This is a genomic window from Rhizobium sp. 1399 (assembly GCF_031455475.1).
GTDB lineage: Bacteria > Pseudomonadota > Alphaproteobacteria > Rhizobiales > Rhizobiaceae > Rhizobium.
In genome coordinates, this window is sequence record NZ_JAVDSU010000002.1 from 279,183 (window position 1) to 296,678 (window position 17,496).

General features: G+C 61.2%; 15 protein-coding genes. 9 read left to right on the plus strand and 6 right to left on the minus strand.

Features of this window, described 5'->3' with window-relative positions:
* Position 1 precedes the first annotated feature (1 nt).
* Positions 2 to 1,537 (minus strand): histidine ammonia-lyase, encoded by a 1,536-nt coding sequence (gene hutH, locus J2X71_RS07335; protein ID WP_310380590.1) that lies wholly within the window; start codon positions 1,535 to 1,537, stop codon positions 2 to 4.
* Entirely contained in the window at positions 1,534 to 2,793 is a 1,260-nt protein-coding gene (gene hutI / locus J2X71_RS07340; RefSeq protein ID WP_310380591.1) for an imidazolonepropionase, read from the minus strand. Before hutI ends, hutH begins: the two co-directional genes overlap by 4 nt.
* A gap of 123 nt (positions 2,794 to 2,916) precedes the next feature.
* Between hutI and J2X71_RS07345 the strand changes: the two genes are divergently transcribed.
* Together J2X71_RS07345 and hutC are read left to right on the plus strand one after the other, a co-directional pair.
* Positions 2,917 to 4,263 carry a formimidoylglutamate deiminase gene (locus J2X71_RS07345; RefSeq protein ID WP_310380594.1) on the plus strand — a complete coding sequence of 449 codons (1,347 nt, stop codon included), beginning with the start codon at positions 2,917 to 2,919 and terminating at the stop codon, positions 4,261 to 4,263.
* Between the two features lie 57 nt (positions 4,264 to 4,320).
* On the plus strand, positions 4,321 to 5,046 hold the full coding sequence (gene hutC, locus J2X71_RS07350) for a histidine utilization repressor (protein WP_310382159.1): 726 nt from the start codon (positions 4,321 to 4,323) through the stop codon (positions 5,044 to 5,046).
* A 390-nt stretch (positions 5,047 to 5,436) separates the two neighbouring features.
* Here the strand turns inward: hutC and J2X71_RS07355 are convergent, their stop codons facing one another.
* Complete coding sequence (locus J2X71_RS07355; protein WP_310380597.1) at positions 5,437 to 6,462, minus strand: substrate-binding domain-containing protein; 1,026 nt, start codon at positions 6,460 to 6,462, stop codon at positions 5,437 to 5,439.
* Between the two features lie 272 nt (positions 6,463 to 6,734).
* Between J2X71_RS07355 and J2X71_RS07360 the strand changes: the two genes are divergently transcribed.
* The 5 genes from J2X71_RS07360 (at position 6,735) to J2X71_RS07380 (ending at position 12,480) form a co-directional block, all read left to right on the plus strand.
* The gene (locus J2X71_RS07360; RefSeq protein ID WP_310380600.1) at positions 6,735 to 7,781 is read left to right on the plus strand and encodes a sugar ABC transporter substrate-binding protein; all 1,047 of its coding nucleotides are present in this window, start codon (positions 6,735 to 6,737) and stop codon (positions 7,779 to 7,781) included.
* A gap of 68 nt (positions 7,782 to 7,849) precedes the next feature.
* Positions 7,850 to 8,668, plus strand: coding sequence for an ATP-binding cassette domain-containing protein (locus tag J2X71_RS07365; RefSeq protein ID WP_310380603.1), 819 nt, complete (start codon positions 7,850 to 7,852; stop codon positions 8,666 to 8,668).
* Positions 8,665 to 9,924, plus strand: a complete 1,260-nt coding sequence (locus tag J2X71_RS07370) for an ABC transporter permease subunit (protein WP_310380606.1) — start codon at positions 8,665 to 8,667, stop codon at positions 9,922 to 9,924. The genes J2X71_RS07365 and J2X71_RS07370 overlap by 4 nt, the downstream gene beginning before the upstream one ends.
* Positions 9,925 to 9,949: 25 nt before the next feature.
* Complete coding sequence (locus J2X71_RS07375; RefSeq protein WP_310380609.1) at positions 9,950 to 10,678, plus strand: SDR family oxidoreductase; 729 nt, start codon at positions 9,950 to 9,952, stop codon at positions 10,676 to 10,678.
* A gap of 167 nt (positions 10,679 to 10,845) precedes the next feature.
* On the plus strand, positions 10,846 to 12,480 hold the full coding sequence (locus tag J2X71_RS07380; protein WP_310380613.1) for an FGGY-family carbohydrate kinase: 1,635 nt from the start codon (positions 10,846 to 10,848) through the stop codon (positions 12,478 to 12,480).
* Positions 12,481 to 12,507: 27 nt separating this feature from the next.
* Here J2X71_RS07380 and J2X71_RS07385 read toward each other — a convergent pair whose 3' ends face one another.
* Positions 12,508 to 13,407: a helix-turn-helix domain-containing protein gene (locus tag J2X71_RS07385; protein WP_310380616.1), complete on the minus strand. Its 900-nt coding sequence runs from the start codon at positions 13,405 to 13,407 to the stop codon at positions 12,508 to 12,510.
* A 297-nt stretch (positions 13,408 to 13,704) separates the two neighbouring features.
* Here J2X71_RS07385 and J2X71_RS07390 point away from each other — a divergent pair, with 297 nt between their 5' ends.
* The gene (locus J2X71_RS07390; protein WP_310380619.1) at positions 13,705 to 15,156 is read left to right on the plus strand and encodes an aldehyde dehydrogenase; all 1,452 of its coding nucleotides are present in this window, start codon (positions 13,705 to 13,707) and stop codon (positions 15,154 to 15,156) included.
* 18 nt (positions 15,157 to 15,174) lie between these two features.
* Here J2X71_RS07390 and J2X71_RS07395 read toward each other — a convergent pair whose 3' ends face one another.
* Both J2X71_RS07395 and J2X71_RS07400 read right to left on the minus strand, forming a co-directional pair.
* Complete coding sequence (locus J2X71_RS07395) at positions 15,175 to 15,411, minus strand: hypothetical protein (protein ID WP_310380621.1); 237 nt, start codon at positions 15,409 to 15,411, stop codon at positions 15,175 to 15,177.
* 59 nt (positions 15,412 to 15,470) lie between these two features.
* Positions 15,471 to 15,713: a DUF982 domain-containing protein gene (locus J2X71_RS07400; RefSeq protein ID WP_007819632.1), complete on the minus strand. Its 243-nt coding sequence runs from the start codon at positions 15,711 to 15,713 to the stop codon at positions 15,471 to 15,473.
* 260 nt (positions 15,714 to 15,973) lie between these two features.
* Here J2X71_RS07400 and J2X71_RS07405 point away from each other — a divergent pair, with 260 nt between their 5' ends.
* Entirely contained in the window at positions 15,974 to 17,494 is a 1,521-nt protein-coding gene (locus J2X71_RS07405; protein ID WP_310380624.1) for an alpha-N-arabinofuranosidase, read from the plus strand.
* The last annotated feature ends 2 nt before the right edge of the window (positions 17,495 to 17,496 follow it).

Below are 17,496 nucleotides of genomic sequence, written 5' to 3' on the forward strand. Positions count from 1 at the left end.
GTCAAACCTCCAGAGCGGGCAGGATGCCGCTTGAAACGGATGCGTTGAGACCGCCGCTCGCAATGAGCACTGTCGCCGCCTTCAGATCGTTCGCCATGTAGCGATCTTCCTCTAGCGACGGGACAACAGCGCGGATAGCGGCGATCGCCTTCTTGAGTTCGGGGCTGGTCGCAAGCGGTGCGCGAAGCTCCACCCCTTGCGCGGCGGTGAGCGCCTCGATGCCGATGATGCTGAAGAGATTTTCGGTCATCGGCAGAAGCCGGCGCGCGCCGTGGCAGGCCATGGACACATGGTCTTCCTGGTTGGCCGAGGTCGGCGTCGAATCGACGGAGGCCGGGTGCGACATCTGCTTGTTTTCGCTCATCAGCGCGGCGGATGTGACTTCGGCGATCATCAGGCCGGAATTGAGCCCCGGCTTCTTGGCGAGGAAGGCCGGCAGACCGTAGGAAAGGGCGGGATCGACGAGCAGCGCGATGCGGCGCTGGGCGATCGCCCCGATCTCGCAGACGGCAAGCGCGATCTGGTCGGCGGCAAAGGCAACGGGTTCGGCATGGAAATTGCCGCCGGAGACGACGGAATTATCCGACAGAACCAGCGGATTGTCGGTCACCGCATTGGCTTCGATCGCGAGCGTGCCGGCCACCGAGCGCAGGAGATCGAGGCAGGCGCCGTCGACCTGCGGCTGGCAGCGGATGCAATAGGGATCCTGAACACGCTCATCGCCCTCGATATGGCTCTGGCGGATCGGCGAGTTTTCGAGCAGGGCGCGTAGGCCCGCTGCCGTGTCGATCTGACCGCGGTGGCCGCGTAGAGTATGGATATCGGGATGGAATGGTGCGGACGAGCCCATGGCCGCGTCCGTCGACATGGCGCCGGTAATCAGCGCCGATTGCGCCGCCCGGTGGGCGCGAAAAAGGCCGGCAAGCGCAAGAGCGGTCGAGGTCTGCGTGCCGTTGATGAGCGCCAGGCCCTCCTTGGCAGCCAGCACGACAGGTTGCAGCCCGGCTTTGACAAGCGCCGTTGCACCATGCAGTCTCTCGCCGCCGAAGAACGCCTCGCCATGACCCATCATCACGGCCGTCATATGGGCAAGGGGTGCAAGATCGCCGGAGGCGCCGACCGAGCCCTTTTCCGGGATGACCGGAATGACGCCGCGCGCCATCATCGCTTCGATCAGCCGCACAATGTCGAGCCGGACGCCGGAGGCACCACGGCCGAGCGAAACGAGCTTCAGCGCCATGATGAGACGCACGACATTTTCCGGCAGCGGCTCGCCGACGCCGCAGCAATGGGAAAGGATGAGATTGCGCTGGAGTGTGGCGACATCGGCGCTGTCGATCTTGATCGAGGCAAGTTTACCGAAGCCGGTATTGATGCCGTAAACCGGCGCATTGCCGGCAGCGATCTCGGCAATGCGTTTCGCCGCCTTGAGGATCCCCGCATCAAACGACGGATCGAGTTTTGCCGGAACGCTGGTCCAGTAGATGGTGGCAAGATCCTGAAGTGAAACGGAACCCGGATGGAGAGTGATGGTCATCGGTCGATCCTCTCGCCCTTGAAGATGTGCGCATAAAGCGGGTTGAAGCCGATGCGATAGACGAGCTCGGCCGGGCTCTCGATATTCCAGACCGCCAGATCGGCGGACTTGCCGGCTTCGAGCGTCCCTGTTTCGGCAAGCAGGCCGAGCGCGCGCGCGCCCTCGCGGGTTGCCCCGGCAATGCATTCTTCCACGGTCAACCCGAACAGCGTCGCCGACATGTTCATGGTGAGCAGCATGGACGTCAGCGGCGAGGTGCCGGGATTGCAGTCCGTGGCAATTGCGATATGCACCCCGGTCTGGCGCAAGGCCTGAACCGGCGGCTTCTGCTTTTCGTTGATCGCGTAAAAAGCGCCCGGAAGCAGTACGGCGACCGTGCCGGCCGCAGCCATTGCCCGCGCGCCATCCTCATCCAGATATTCCAGATGATCGGCCGAAAGCGCGCCGTAGGAGGCTGCGAGTTTTGCGCCGCCGAGATTGGAAAGCTGCTCGGCATGGAGCTTGACGGGAATACCAAGCGAACGGGCCTTGTCGAAGACTCGGCCAATCTCGTCGACCGAGAAGGCAATTCCTTCGCAGAAGCCGTCGACGGCATCGACGAGGCCTTCCGCATACGCCCGTTCCAGTCCAGGCAGGACCACTTCAGTAATATAATCCTGATTGCGTCCCCTGTATTCGACAGGTGTTGCATGAGCACCGAGATAGGAGGTGACGACCCGCACGGGTCGGACATTTGCGAGCGCGCGAGCAGCGCGCAGCATCTTCAGCTCCGCCTCGATGTTGAGGCCATAGCCGGATTTGATCTCGATGGTGGTGACACCTTCGGAAAGCAGCGTATCGAGCCGCGGCAGCGCGGCCTCGACCAGGCCCTCGACGGACAGTGCATTGGTTGCTTTCACCGAGGAGACGATGCCGCCGGCGGTGCGCGCAATCTCTTCGTAAGTCGCGCCTTCAAGGCGCATCTCGAATTCCCGCGCCCGATTGCCGCCATAGACGATATGCGTGTGGCAGTCGACGAGGCCCGGCGTGACCCAGCGGCCTTCAAGATCCGTGATCTCGGCCGTCTCGATCAGGGCGGACGGCAATTCGCCTTCTGGCCCGGCAAAAAGGATACGGCCGCCTTCGCAAACGATGGCGCCTTTGTCGATAATGCCGAGGCCCGTTAGATCCTCCCGCAGCGTCGCAAGGCGCCCATTACGCCAAAGCGAACGGGCGGCGGAGCCGCGACCCGATCCGGAAAATTTGTTCCCACTCATCAGCTTTACGCCTTTCTTTATGGGTTAATATGTATATACATAATAGTAGTGGTGACAAGTGGAAATTTATGGCCCTGTGCACAAAGCCAAGCGGTGGGCCAATAAGAAAGAAGGGGAGCAATCATGACGAAACTTCATGGAACGACTGCCTTGCTGGCCGAGGGCTGGCGCAAGAATGTGCGCCTGACGCTCGAAAACGGCCGCATTTCCGCAATCGAGACGGATGTCGCGCCTGATGCCGATGACGAGCGCCATGCCACCCTTTTGCCGGCTATGCCAAACCTCCACAGCCATGCCTTTCAGCGGGCGATGGCGGGGCTTGCCGAAGTGCGCGGTCCGGCCAATGACAGCTTCTGGAGCTGGCGCACTGTCATGTATAAGTTCGCCCTGTCGATGACGCCTGACCATGTCGAGGCGGTGGCAGCCAAGCTCTATATGGAAATGCTGGAATCCGGCTTTAGCCGCGTCGGTGAGTTCCACTATCTGCATCACGACAAGGACGGCAGCGCCTATGCCAATATCGCCGAAATGGCCGAACGGATCGGTGCTGCGAGTGCGGAGACCGGCATCGGATTGACACTGCTGCCGGTTCTCTACGCCCATTCCGGCTTCGGCGGCGCCGCACCCATTGAAGGACAGCGCCGCTTCATCAACTCCGCAGACAGTTTTGCGCAGCTGATGGACGGCTGCCGAAAAGTCACGGGCCGGCTCCCCGGCGCTGAGATCGGTGTTGCGCCGCACAGCCTGCGCGCCGTCACGCCGGACGAGCTGTCTGTCGCGATCGGGCTTGCCGACGACGGCCCCATCCACATTCACGTCGCCGAACAGGTCAAGGAAGTCGAGGATTGCCTGGCGTGGTCCCGCGCAAGGCCTGTCCAATGGCTGCTTGAGAATGCACCGGTCGATCAGCGCTGGTGCCTCATCCACGCGACCCACATGACCGACGACGAAACACGCCAGATGGCAGGGAGCGGCGCCATTGCCGGCCTCTGCCCGATTACCGAAGCCAATCTCGGCGATGGGACATTTTCGGCGCCCCTGTTCCTGTCGGAAGGCGGGCGCTTCGGCATCGGTTCAGATTCCAACATTCTGATTTCCATCGCCGAGGAACTTCGTCAGCTCGAATATTCCGAGCGTCTCGCGCTGCGTGCCCGCAATGTCATCGCATCGACGGGCGGTTCCACGGGTCAGGCCCTCTTCGAACAAGCACTTGCTGGCGGTGGCGCGGCACTGAAGGCGCCGGCGGGTTTTGTCGCCGGCAACCATGCCGACATCATATCGCTCGAGACCAATGCCGTTTCCTACCTCTCCGAGGACCGGCTTCTCGATCACTGGATTTTTGCCGGTGGTGTGTCGGTCGACTGCGTCTGGTCGCTCGGCCGCAAGCAGGTCGAAAAGGGCCGGCATCTGCGCCGCGACCTGATTGACCGCCGCTTCATCGCCGCGATGAACGAGCTGTTGGCAGCATGACGACCTTTCCTCGGCGCTTCCCAGGCGTTACAGCGGAGGAAGAGCCGGAGCGTGATGATGAATGAACCCAAGGAAACGACCTTACACCAGCGTATCCTCACGGATATCGAAGGTCGCATCGTCTCGGGCGAATGGCCGCCGGGTTACCGCATTCCGTTCGAAATAGAGCTGACGAAGCAATATGACTGCTCGCGTATGACGGTGAACAAGGCTCTGACCCAACTGGTGAAAGCCGGTCTCATCGAGCGCCGCAAGAAATCCGGCAGCTTCGTCATCCAGCCGCAGGCGCAGTCCGCAGTGCTTGAGATTCACGATATCAAGGCGGAGGTCCAGTCCCTCAATCTCGCCTATTCCTACAAGGTCGCAAAGCGTATCCGCAGGAAGGCACAGGCGCAGGACCGCCAGATGCTGGACCTGCAGCAAAATTCCAGTCTCGTCGAAATTATCTGCACCCACTACGCTGGGACGCAACCGTTTTGCCTGGAAAAGCGGTTGATCAATCTTCAAACCGTGCCCGAGGCAGCCGGCGAGGCGTTTGAGCAGACGGCACCCGGCCCCTGGCTCTTAAGCCAGGTTCCCTGGAGTGCTGCCGAGCACAAGATCTTCGCAATCGGCGTTGATGAGGAGGAGGGAGCCATGCTTTCCGTCCCGGTGTCAACCGCATGCCTTGTCGTCGAACGACGCACCTGGAACAAGTCAGGGCCGGTCACGCATGTGCGCTTCGTGTATCCCGGCAATCGCCACGCCCTTTATGCCCGCTTCACGCCGGAGGCGCCGAAATAGGCTTGATTCTCAAGTGAAAAAGCGTCCGGTCACCTCGTATGACCGGACGCCTGTTGCTGCCGCCGCACTGGGTCGGCGGCTTCCCATAGAAAGCGATTTCCCCACCGTCAACATCCCCAAACCAAGGGTATTGCGAAAGTCCACACTTACGATCAAACGGTAGCGAATTAGCGGTTCTCAGCTCTGTTCCTCGGAAACCAACTCAAGCATCAGTCCTGCCTTGGCGTCGGGAGCCAGCCAGCGGCCGTCGACAACGTTGAAGGCACCTGTTGCGGCTATCTGGACGGCTAGCAGGGCCGGGCAGCTTCCTCTACATTGATGTTACACAGCGAGAGCTAAGCTGTTCCTGGGTGGCCAACGGAACCAAGATAGACTGGCCAGGAAAGACGCTTACGCTTCCTGCGCTTCCGGAATGAGGGGCGGCACCTGGATGACGACAGGTTTGTTCGCTCCGGATTCGATGAGCTCGAAAACCTTGTTCAGCATGCCCGGCACGTCCTGGCGCACCATCTCGATGCCGTTTCCAAGCAGGGTGACGAAGGGGTCCCAGTCGAAACAACCGAGCACCAGACTGCGATCGTCGAGATGGCCGGAGCGGCGGATCCAGCGCATGACGCCTTCGAGCGAGATTGTCGAGTTGACGAACATTCCCTTAGGCAGTGCATTGCCGCCAAGCGCGCGCTCGTCCAACGCCTTTTCAGCCTTTTCCGGCGCATAGCCGCAGGCAAGGATATTTTCCTCATGCACGGCAACGCCGAGGTCGGCATGTGCCTCGCGAAAGCCGCGGATACGCTCGGCGGTGTTGTGGTCGCTGCCGCGGCCACCGATGAAGAGCAGCGGCTCCATCTTGCCGAGCCGTTGCTCGCTGTTTTTCAGGATGCGACGCGTCAGCTCGCGTGCGCCGGCGAAATTATCCGAGATGACGGAGGGGGCAAGCGCACCGGGCAGGTCGAGATTGAGGCTGCGCACGCCGGCAGCCGCACACATTTCGGTAATACGGTCGGGGTCCGTGGCACCCGTCGCGATCAGGCATTCGACCTGATAGGAGAGCATGGTGCGCGCTGCCTCAACCTCCAGCTGAGGATCGCGGCGCGTGCAGGTGATGATCGGGAAAAGGCCGCGCGCACGCGCCATGTCCTCGAAGAGTTCGACGATCGAGCCGAAGTAGCGGTTGTCGTATTTCGGCACGATCATGCCGATGATGTGGGACTTTTCGCGCCTCAGCAGGCTTGCCTGCATGTTTAGCGCATAACCCTGTTCCTCGGCGATCCGCATGATCTTTTCGGCAAGCTGGCTGCTGATCCTGCGCTTCTTCCAATTGCCGTTGAGCACGGCGCTGACGGCGCTGGCGGATGTGCCGGCAAGCTCCGCCAGATCGTAAATCGTCGTCCTCTTCGTCTGCTTCACCTGATTCAAAATGTCGTCTCCGTTTGACGGTAACTTGACATCAATCGGTGGAAGTGGCAATTCTTGCTTCATCGATTGAGCAAGGTTGCGCAATCGATGATACAAACCGGACAGCAGGCCGGTGCAGGGAGGTATTTCTAAGAAGCTGCGGAGAGGTTGCCCTTTTTCTGGGGCGCTTTGCTCGTCGTTTTCATGCCGGCGGAGGCTGCGGCGAGCGGGCGAACCGTGGTGACTTCCAGCAATGCCTGGGCCTGTCTTTCGATCACACCAAGGAGGAGAAAATGAATTATCGCAATTTGCTTATGGCCTCGGCGACCGTTTTCATCGGTTTTGCCGGCATGGCCTCGGCTCAGGAAGCGGCGACCGTCGCGTTCCTTATGCCCGACCAGGCATCCACGCGCTATGAGCAGCACGACTTCCCGGGCTTCAAGGCCGAGATGGAGAAGCTGTGCCCGAAGTGCACGGTGATCTACCAGAACGCCAATGCCGATGCCTCGCTGCAGCAGCAGCAGTTCAACTCGGTCATTGCACAGGGCGCCAAGGTGGTCGTTCTTGACCCTGTCGATTCCGCCGCTGCAGCCGGCCTCGTCGAAATCGCCCAGTCCCAGGACGTCAAGGTCATCGCCTATGACCGCCCGATCCCGGACAAGCCGGCCGATTATTACGTCTCCTTCGACAATGAAGGCATCGGCTATGCGATCGCCAAGTCGCTCGTCGAGCATCTCAAGGCTTCAGGCGTTGCCGATGGCGCAGGCGTGCTCGAGATCAACGGCTCGCCGACCGATGCGGCCGCAGGCCTCATCCGCGACGGCATCCACCGCGGCCTGAAGGAATCCACCTACAAGACGCTTGCCGAATATGACACGCCGGAATGGGCGCCGCCGAAGGCGCAGGAATGGGCTGCCGGCCAGATCACCCGTTTCGGGGCCGATATCAAGGGCGTGGTTGCCGCCAATGACGGCACGGCAGGCGGCGCGATTGCCGCCTTCAAGGCCGCAGGCGTGAAGCCGGTTCCGCCGGTCACCGGCAATGATGCCACGATCGCAGCCCTTCAGCTGATCATTTCCGGCGACCAGTACAACACGATTTCGAAGCCATCCGAAATCGTCGCGGCAGCCGCTGCCAATGTGGCGGTGCAGATGATCAAGGGTGAAAAGCCTGAGGCCAAGACGACGCTCTACAATACGCCGTCTCAGCTGTTCATCCCCGCCGTCGTGACGGCAGAAAACATCAAGGCCGAAATCTTCGACAAGAAGATCCAGACGCCCGAGCAGATCTGCACCGGCGAATATGCCGAAGGCTGCAAGAAACTTGGCATTACCAACTAAACGCGCTTGAGTGAGCTCCGGCCGCGCTTGTCGCGGCCGGATGCCCCTATGGCAAGAAGGGCTGCCCCATGACTAGGGATGTGAAGGATATGCCGGAGAAGGGACAGACGATCCTCCGGTTGAGCAATATTTCCAAGAATTTCGGCGCGGTGTCGGCGCTGACCGACATCGATCTCGAAGTGAAGGCCGGCGAGGTCGTGGCGCTGGTTGGCGATAACGGCGCCGGCAAGTCGACCTTGATCAAGGTTCTTGCCGGCGTGCATCAGCCGTCCTCGGGAACGATCGAATTTTGCGGCCGCAATGTCACGCTCGATAGTCCCGGCAAGGCGCTGGAGCTCGGCATTGCCACCGTCTTTCAGGACCTGGCGCTCTGCGAGAACCTTGACGTCGTCGCCAATCTCTTTCTCGGACATGAAATGTCCCCCTGGAGCCTCGATGAGGTTGCTATGGAGGTGCGCGCCTGGACGTTGCTCAGAGAACTTGCCGCCCGTATCCCCTCGGTGCGCGAGCCGATCGCCTCGCTTTCCGGCGGCCAGCGCCAGACGGTTGCCATTGCCCGCTCGCTGCTGCTCGATCCGAAGATCATCATGCTCGACGAGCCGACGGCGGCTCTCGGTGTCGCCCAGACCGCGGAAGTGCTGAACCTGATCGAACGCGTGCGCGAGCGCGGCCTCGGCGTCATCATCATCAGCCACAATATGGAAGACGTGCGCGCTGTGGCAGACCGCATCGTCGTGCTGCGCCTCGGTCGCAACAATGGCGTCTTCACGCCCGATTCGTCCAATCAGGAACTCGTCGCCGCCATCACCGGCGCCACCGAAAACGCCGTCTCCCGGCGGATCGAGCGCAAGACCGGTGCACACGAAACCAGCGGGAGGTCCGCATGAGCCAGAAGATGTCCGATACAGTCAGCCAGCCGGCTGCCCTTGATCGCAGCGACGAACGCGTCCGCCACGACGACAACATCATGGGCATGGTCAAGGCCTTCTTCGACCGCGTACGCTCGGGCGATCTCGGCATGCTGCCGGTCTTCGTCGGCCTGATCGTTATCTCCACAGTCTTCTCGCTGCTCAATCCGGTGTTTCTGGCGCCAAACAACCTCGTCAACCTGCTGTTTGACTGTGCCACCGTCGGCGTCATCTCGCTCGGCATCGTCTGTGTGCTGATGCTCGGCGAAATCGACCTTTCGGTCGGCTCGATGAGCGGACTTTCCTCCGCCATCCTCGGCGTGCTCTGGGTCAATATGGGCTGGCCGATCCCGCTCGCGATCCTGGTTGCGATCGTCGCCGGCATCGTCGTTGGTGCGTTGTATGCGGTGCTCTACAACAGGCTTGGAATGCCGAGCTTCGTTGCGACCCTTGCCGGTCTGCTGGCCCTCCTCGGCATGCAGCTCTATATCCTGGGGCCGACCGGCAGCATCAACCTTCCCTATGCCTCGCCGCTCGTGCGCTTCGGCCAGATTCTCGTCATGCCCGACTGGCTGTCCTACGTGCTGGCGCTCTTGCCGGGCGTGGTCCTCGTCGTCAACGAGATGCGCAAGCGCCGCCAGCGGCAGGCTTCGAACCTCTCCTCGCCACCGGTCGGGGCGCTTGCGGTCAAGGCCATCATTCTTACCGCCGCGTTGGAATTTGCCGTCTATTATCTCAATCTCGGCCGTGGCGTGCCGTGGATGTTCGGCCTTTTCGTCGCAATCGCTGTCATCCTGAACTATGCGCTGACGCGCACCAAATGGGGACGCTCCATGTTTGCCGTCGGCGGCAATCGCGAGGCGGCTCGCCGTGCCGGCATCAATGTGCGCCGCATCTATCTCAGCGCCTTCGTGCTTTGCTCGACGCTTGCCACCATCGGCGGCATTCTCTCGGCCTCGCGTCTTGCCTCGTCCAGCCAGCAAGCCGGCACGGGCGACGTGAACCTCAATGCCATTGCCGCAGCAGTCATCGGCGGCACCAGCCTGTTCGGTGGCCGCGGCAGCGCCTATTCGGCTCTTCTCGGCATCATCGTCATCCAGGCGATTTCCAACGGGCTTACGCTGCTCAATCTCAGTTCGTCGCTGCGCTACATGATCACTGGTGCCGTTCTCGCCATCGCCGTCATCGTCGATTCGCTAGCTCGCCGGTCCCGTGTCAGCCATGGCCGCGCCTGATTACGCATTCTCAAGGAGTATTTGCATGACTGATCTCATGAAGGGCAAGGTTGCCGCCATCACCGGTGCGGCATCGGGCATCGGGCTGGAATGCGCCCGCACCCTGCGTGCCGAAGGCGCAACCGTTGTTCTTATCGATCGTGCCAAGGACAGGCTCGAGGCCCTCTGCAAGGAGATCGGTGAAGGCGCCCTGCCGCTTGTCGTCGATCTTCTCGATGGCCCGCGGGTTTCCGGCATGCTGCCGCGCATTCTGGAATTGGCCGGCCGGCTCGATATCTTCCACGCCAATGCCGGCGCCTATATTGGCGGCCCGGTCGCCGACGGCGATCCGGATGCCTGGGACCGCATGCTGAACCTCAACATCAATGCGGCCTTCCGTTCGGTCCATGCGGTGCTGCCGCATATGATCGCTCAGAAGTCTGGCGATATCCTGTTTACGAGTTCGATCGCCGGCGTCGTGCCGGTCGTTTGGGAGCCGATCTACACCGCCTCGAAATTTGCCGTTCAGGCCTTCGTTCACTCGACCCGCCGCCAGGTTGCCCAGCATGGCGTGCGTGTCGGTGCGGTGCTGCCCGGACCGGTCGTCACCGCGCTCCTGGATGACTGGCCGAAAGCCAAGATGGAAGAGGCGCTGGCCAATGGCAGCCTGATGCAGCCAAAGGAGGTGGCCGATGCCGTGCTCTTCATGCTGTCACGGCCACGTAACGTCACTGTGCGCGATCTGGTGATCCTGCCGAACAGCGTCGACCTCTGAGAGGTTGACAGGTCCGGTTGTGGATTGCTCTAGAGCAATTCCAGCAAGTATGCGTAGCGGTCTTGCGTCCGCAATTGCATGAAAACAAAGAGATAGAGCGTTTCCGCGATTCGAGGAAAGATGGAAATGCTCTGGAACCCTGATACTGCCGATTTGAACGAGAGATCATGAGCGACACTTCACACACGCCATCAGCGGGTGCCAAACATGTCATCGGCGTCGATGTCGGCACCGGCAGCGCCCGCGCCGGCCTCTTCAACCTCGATGGCCTGATGCTCGCATCCGCCAAGCGGGATATCACGCTGTTTCATGAAGCCGGCTCCATCGTCGAGCAGTCGAGTACGGAAATCTGGAGGGCCGTCTGCGCTTGCGTCCGCGAGGTCGTCGCCGCAAGCGGTATCGATCCGGCTTCGGTCGCTGGCCTGGGGTTTGACGCCACCTGTTCGCTCGTCGTGCTCGGCGAGGCTGGCCGGCCGCTGCCCATTGGTCCCTCGGAAGACCCGAACCGGGATATCATCGTCTGGATGGACCATCGCGCGGTCCCGCAGGCGGAGCGTATCAACGCGCTCGGCCATGACGTGCTGCGCTATGTCGGTGGTCGTATCTCCCCCGAGATGGAAACGCCGAAGCTGCTCTGGCTGAGGGAAAGGCGGCCGCAGGTCTTCGATGCTGCCTGGCAATTCTTCGATCTGGCGGATTTCCTGACATGGCGGGCGACCGGCGATCTCGCGCGTTCCACCTGTACCGTCACCTGCAAATGGACCTATCTCGCCCATGAGAAGCGCTGGGATGCGACCTACTTTCATGAGATCGGCCTCGGCGCATTGGCCGACGAAGGTTTTGCCCGCATCGGCCAGTCGATCGTCGAGCCTGGCTCGCCGCTCGGTCAGGGCCTGACAGCGGCGGCCGCCGGTGAACTCGGCCTCGTTCCGGGAACGGCTGTCGCCGCGGGGCTGATCGATGCCCATGCTGGCGGCATCGGAACCGTTGGTATCGGCGCCGGTCCGCAGGCCAATCTCGGCTACGTCTTCGGCACGTCGTCCTGCACCATGACATCAACCGTCGAACCGGCCTTCGTGCCGGGCGTCTGGGGTCCCTATTATTCAGCCATGGTGCCAGGCATGTGGTTGAACGAGGGTGGTCAGAGTGCTGCGGGTGCGGCGATCGAACAGCTCTTGTCCTTCCATCCCGCCGCCAGCGAGGCAAAGGAATTGTCGAAGCGCAACGGCGTTCCGCTGCCGGTCCTTCTGGCTGACATGGCCGCGCAAAAGGCAGGCCATTCTTCCGATGCCGTCAAACTCGTCGCAGGCCTGCATGTCGTTCCCGAATTCCTCGGCAATCGCGCGCCCTTCGCCGATCCGCACGCCCGCGCCGTGATTGCCGGTCTCGACATGGAGAGGGGTCTCGACAGTCTGGTCTCGCTCTATGTCGCAGGCCTCTGCGGCATCGGCTATGGCCTGAGACAAATCATCGACACGCAGGCTGATGCCGGCGTCACCATCGAGAACATCGTCATCAGCGGGGGTGCTGGCCAGCATGATTTCGTCCGTCAGATGCTTGCCGATGCGAGCGGCAAGCCGGTGGTCGCGACGAAGGCCGAGGAACCGGTGCTGCTGGGTGCTGCGATCCTCGGCGCCGTCGCCGGCGGGCTCTTTACCGATATGCGTGAAGCAATGACGAAACTCTCGGCGGCAGAAGGGACTTACAAGCCGGCGCAGGGTGTGATCGCTGATCTTCACGCAAAGCGCTACGAGGGCTTCAAGCAACTCCAGGCGCTGACGCGTGAGTTGCGGAAGTTCTAAACGGCCGTCTCCTCAATCGCGAGTGCCTCACGGCCAGGCGGCAAAGGATGGGGCGAGGCCCTTCTGCGACTGCGCGGCGATCTTGCGCCGGTAGGCGCCGGGCGGTTCGCCGACGCGGCTCTTGAAGAAGCGGCTGAAATAGCCCGGATCGCGAAAGCCGAGCCCGAAGCCGATCTGCTCGACGGATTGCTCCGATTGCCCAAGCCGCAGCTTTGCTTCGGCGATCAGCCTTTCATGGATCAGTTCCATCGGGCTTCGTCCGGTGCCGGAAATGCAGGCCCGATGCAGGTGATCATAGGTGATGCCCATGGCGCGGGCGATATCGGTGATCGCCGGCTGTTCGCGGAAACGCAATTCGACGATCTGCCTGAACCGCTGCAAGGTGGTCGCCCCTGTGCCTGACGTCTTCGTCGGGGCCGATGCCCCTGAGGCCCGCCATATCAGCAGCAGCAGCACGGAAAAATAGGCGCCGACAATCGCTGTCCCGCCGGGTCGGTGGTCCCGTGTCTCCTGCGTCATGACCTCGAAGGCACGACCGATATCGCCTGCACGCCCCGCCAGATTTTCGTTCTGAGCCACGACTACGCGTTCGATCATATCGTGCAACTGCACGGCGGCCGGGCTGTCGCCGACCGTTCTGCCGACAAAGTCATAGGGTGCCGAGAGCATCGCCCCCTCGCTGCCGGCGGTAAGAACGAAAGCCCCCGAAATCCGCCGCGGCAGCCAAAGTACCGCAGGCGCCGAAAGCGTAAGCCCCGCCTGTCCGTCGATGGATAGGCTCGCTCTGCCTCGCGAGACGAAAAAGGCCTGATAGAAGGGACGGCTGCCGTGGGCGTCAAGGCTCCAGGTCTGGCTGCCGAGGCCGGCGGAAATCGTCGATGCGGTGACCGACAAAGCCGGCATATCGAGCAACTTTTCCGGCATCATGAACTCCGGGCGCGCAACCGGCCGGGCAACCACATGCCAAGCGGGAATCTGAAAAAATCGCGGAAAAGTACAATAAGCTGCCAGGAAAATCCATTCATTTCGCCGATGGATTGGTTCCTACTGGCTCCTGAGGAGCGCCTGAATTCAGGCGATATGGGTGAGGATCTTCCAATGAAAGACGTCGATCTCCCGGCGTGACCGCGGGATACATGACTCCCGGCGGATGCCGGAAACCAGCAGACATCATCGCGCCAGCCCTTTGGGAGGGAATCAGGCGCATATCTGAAAGGGAACGAGATGGTTGACCTGATGCTTCTCATTGGCGGTCGTGCCATGCCGGCTTCGAACGGCGCGACCTTCGAACGGCTGAACCCGATTACCGGTCAGCTGGCGACGAAGGCGGCCGCAGCAACGCTGGAGGATGCGCATGCAGCGGTTGCCGCTGCGGCCGCGGCCTTTCCTGCCTGGTCGGCGCTTGCACCGACAGAACGGCGCAAGCGCCTTTCGAAGGCAGCCGACCTCTTGGATTCCCGCACCGGCGAATTCATCGCCGCCATGGCCGAGGAAACGGGCGCCACAGCCGCCTGGGCGGGCTTCAACGTCTATCTCGCCGCCAATATGCTGCGGGAAGCCGCCGCCATGTGTACTCAGATCACCGGCGAAGTGATCCCCTCGGACAAGCCCGGCTTGTTGGCGATGGCCGTGCGCCAGCCGGCCGGTGTCGTCCTTGGCATTGCGCCCTGGAACGCGCCCGTCATTCTCGGCGTGCGCGCCGTCGCCCTGCCGCTTGCCTGCGGCAACACCATCGTCCTCAAGGCGTCCGAGCTTTGCCCGAAGACGCATCATCTGATCGGCGAGACATTGCGCGAAGCGGGCCTCGGCGACGGTGTTGTCAATGTGCTCACCAATGCACCCGCCGATGCTGCATCCATCGTCGAAAAGCTGATTGCCCACCCGGCCGTGCGCCGTGTCAATTTCACCGGCTCGACCCGCGTCGGCCGGATCATCGCCGAGGTCTCCGCCCGCCATTTGAAGCCCGTGCTGCTGGAGCTTGGCGGCAAGGCACCCTTCGTCGTGCTCGATGATGCCGATATCGGCGAAGCCGTGAAAGCCGCTGCCTTCGGCGCATTCATGAACCAGGGGCAGATCTGCATGTCGACCGAGAGGATCGTCGTCGACGAGGCGGTGGGCGACGAGTTTGCCGATCAGTTTGCCCGCAAGGCCTCGACGCTGGTTGCCGGCGATCCGCGCCAGAGCAATTCGCCGCTCGGCTCGATGATAGGCCTCGATGCGGTTGAACGCGTCAATGGCTTGATCGAGGATGCAGTGTCCAAGGGCGCCCGCCTGCTTGCGGGAGGCCGTGCGATCGGGACCTTGATGGACGCCACGGTGCTTGACCACGTGACACCATCGATGCGGATCTATGGAGAGGAGAGCTTCGGTCCGGTTGCCTGCATGGTGCGCGTGCGCGGTATCGATGAGGCTGTCCGCGTTGCCAATGATACCGAATATGGCCTGTCCGCCGCCGTCTTCGGTAGGGATGCGGCCCGCGCCATGGAGGTCGCAAGACGGATTGAAAGCGGCATCTGTCATGTGAACGGACCGACCGTGCATGACGAGGCGCAGATGCCCTTCGGCGGTGTGAAAGCCTCCGGTTATGGCCGCTTCGGCGGCAAGGCCGGCATCAACGAATTCACCGACCTCAGGTGGATGACGGTGGCATCGCAGCCCGGGCACTATCCAATCTGACACCGGCCTTGGCTGGCCTCAGATACGATGGCACACGGTCACGAAATCCGTACGCGGAATGTAGCGGTATTCGACAGTCATATCCGTGCAATCGAGATGCCGGCGCTGCACATAGCGTGCACGAATGACCGGCTTCGGTCGATGCTTGACGACATGGGGGCGTTCATAACCTTGGATCATGTCGGCAGATAGGGCCGGGCCTGTCGAAATGGCGGTCACGGCCAAGGTCAGCAACGATACCAACAGGGCGCGCATGCAGTCTCCTTCCTCAGAAATATGGGTGGACGCGGCATGTGCGCGTCCACCCCTCGGGGTCAATGTGTGGTTAGTCTCGCTTCTGCTGCCGCCGCGAGAAAATCTTCCCTTGCTGTTTCCAGACTAACGCGTCCTTCGACGGCGCCCTTGCAGGCATTGCTTGCCCTGACGAATTTCGCTCCCGTGCGCCGCGGCCACATGTCGTGGAGATAGATGAGTGCGTCGAAGGGGCCTCTGACGGTCCGGGATCCGGCATTGTCGAACTCGATTTCGACCGGTTCGCTCCATTTTGCATTTGGCATCTGTTTTTCCTCCTCCTGTCGCGAGCGCCAAAACGTTGCCGAGCAGAATTTGTTCCCGCGTCAGAGGCTGGTTGGTTAATCGCGGCTTTAACGACCCGGCGGAGACCGACGATTGGGCCTGAAACGCCTGGTTTCTCACAGATTTCGTTGATCCTTCGCCATACTAAAACTGATTTTCGGATATTAAACAAATTACTTGATTAAAAAAATCTCTCAGAATAGCTTGCTCAAAAATCAAATTCAATAAACGAGGAACATCAATGCGGGCTAAAGCGACCCTGAACAGGGAATTTACCATCTCGACCGTCGATAAGCGCGTCTATGGCTCCTTCTTGGAGCATATGGGTCGTGCCGTTTATACCGGTATTTATGAGCCGGGTCACGAAAAAGCTGATAAGGACGGTTTCCGTACCGACGTTCTTGATATGGTGCGCGATCTCGATATGCCGATCGTCCGCTATCCGGGCGGCAATTTCGTTTCGGCCTATCATTGGGAGGATGGCATCGGTCCGCGCGACCAGCGTCCGACGCGTCTCGATCTTGCCTGGCGGACCCGCGAGACCAACCAGATGGGCGTCAACGAATTTGCCGACTGGTCGAAGCTCGCCAAGACCGAGATGATGCTCGCCATGAACCTCGGTTCGCGCGGCCTGAATGACGCTCGCAATTTCCTGGAATATTGCAACCATCCGGGCGGCACCTACTGGAGCGACCTACGCGCCAAGCACGGATACAAGGACCCGCACAATGTCCGCATCTGGTGCCTCGGCAATGAGATGGACGGCCCCTGGCAGGTCGGTCACAAGACCGCAACGGAATATGGTCTGCTTGCCAACGAAGTCAGTAAAGCCTTCAAATATTTCGACAAGACGCTCGAAACCGTGGTCTGCGGCTCGTCGAACGACAAGATGAAGACCTATCCCGAATGGGAGGCACAAGTTCTCGATGCGAGCTATGACAGCGTCGACTATATCTCGCTGCACAAGTATTTCGGCAACGAGGAAAGCGACACGCTGAACTACTATGCCAAGGCGATCGAGCTCGACCGCTACATCGTCACGATCGGCGGCGTCATCGATTACATAAAGGCGAAGAAGCGCTCCAAGCGCGACGTGAAGATCTGCTTCGACGAATGGAACGTCTGGTATCACGACCGCAAGGAAGACGATCAGCGCTACAAGAACTGGGACTGGCCGGAAGCGCCGCCGCTGCTCGAAGAGCTTTACAATCTCGAGGACGCGATCTTCGTCGCCTCGCTGATCAACGTCTTCATCCGCCGCTCCGACCGCGTCAAGATCGCCTGCATGGCGCAGCTCGTCAACGTCATCGCCCCGATCCTGACCAAGGCGGGAGGCCCGGCCTGGCGCCAATCGATCTACTATCCGCTACAGTTCGCATCGAAGTATGGCCGTGGCACGGCGCTGACGGTTTCGGCCTCTGGCCCGACCTATGATTGCGATGTGGCGCAGGACGTTCCCTATCTCGATCTTTCGGCCGTGCTGCAGGAGGATGGCAAGAGCATCGCGCTCTTTGCGATTAACCGCAGTCTCGATGAGGCCATCGATCTCGATGTTGCCCTGCAGGGCTTCAAGGGCGCGAAGGTCATCCAGCATCACACGATGGCGGGCGAAGACCTCAAGGCGCGCAACTCCGTCGAGGATCAGAACCGTATCGTGCCGACGGCAGGATCCGGCTTCCAGGTCACCGACGAGGGCAGGCTCACCGGATCGCTGCCGGCGAAATCCTATCATTTCATCCTGCTCTCCGTCGCTTCGGCGTGAGT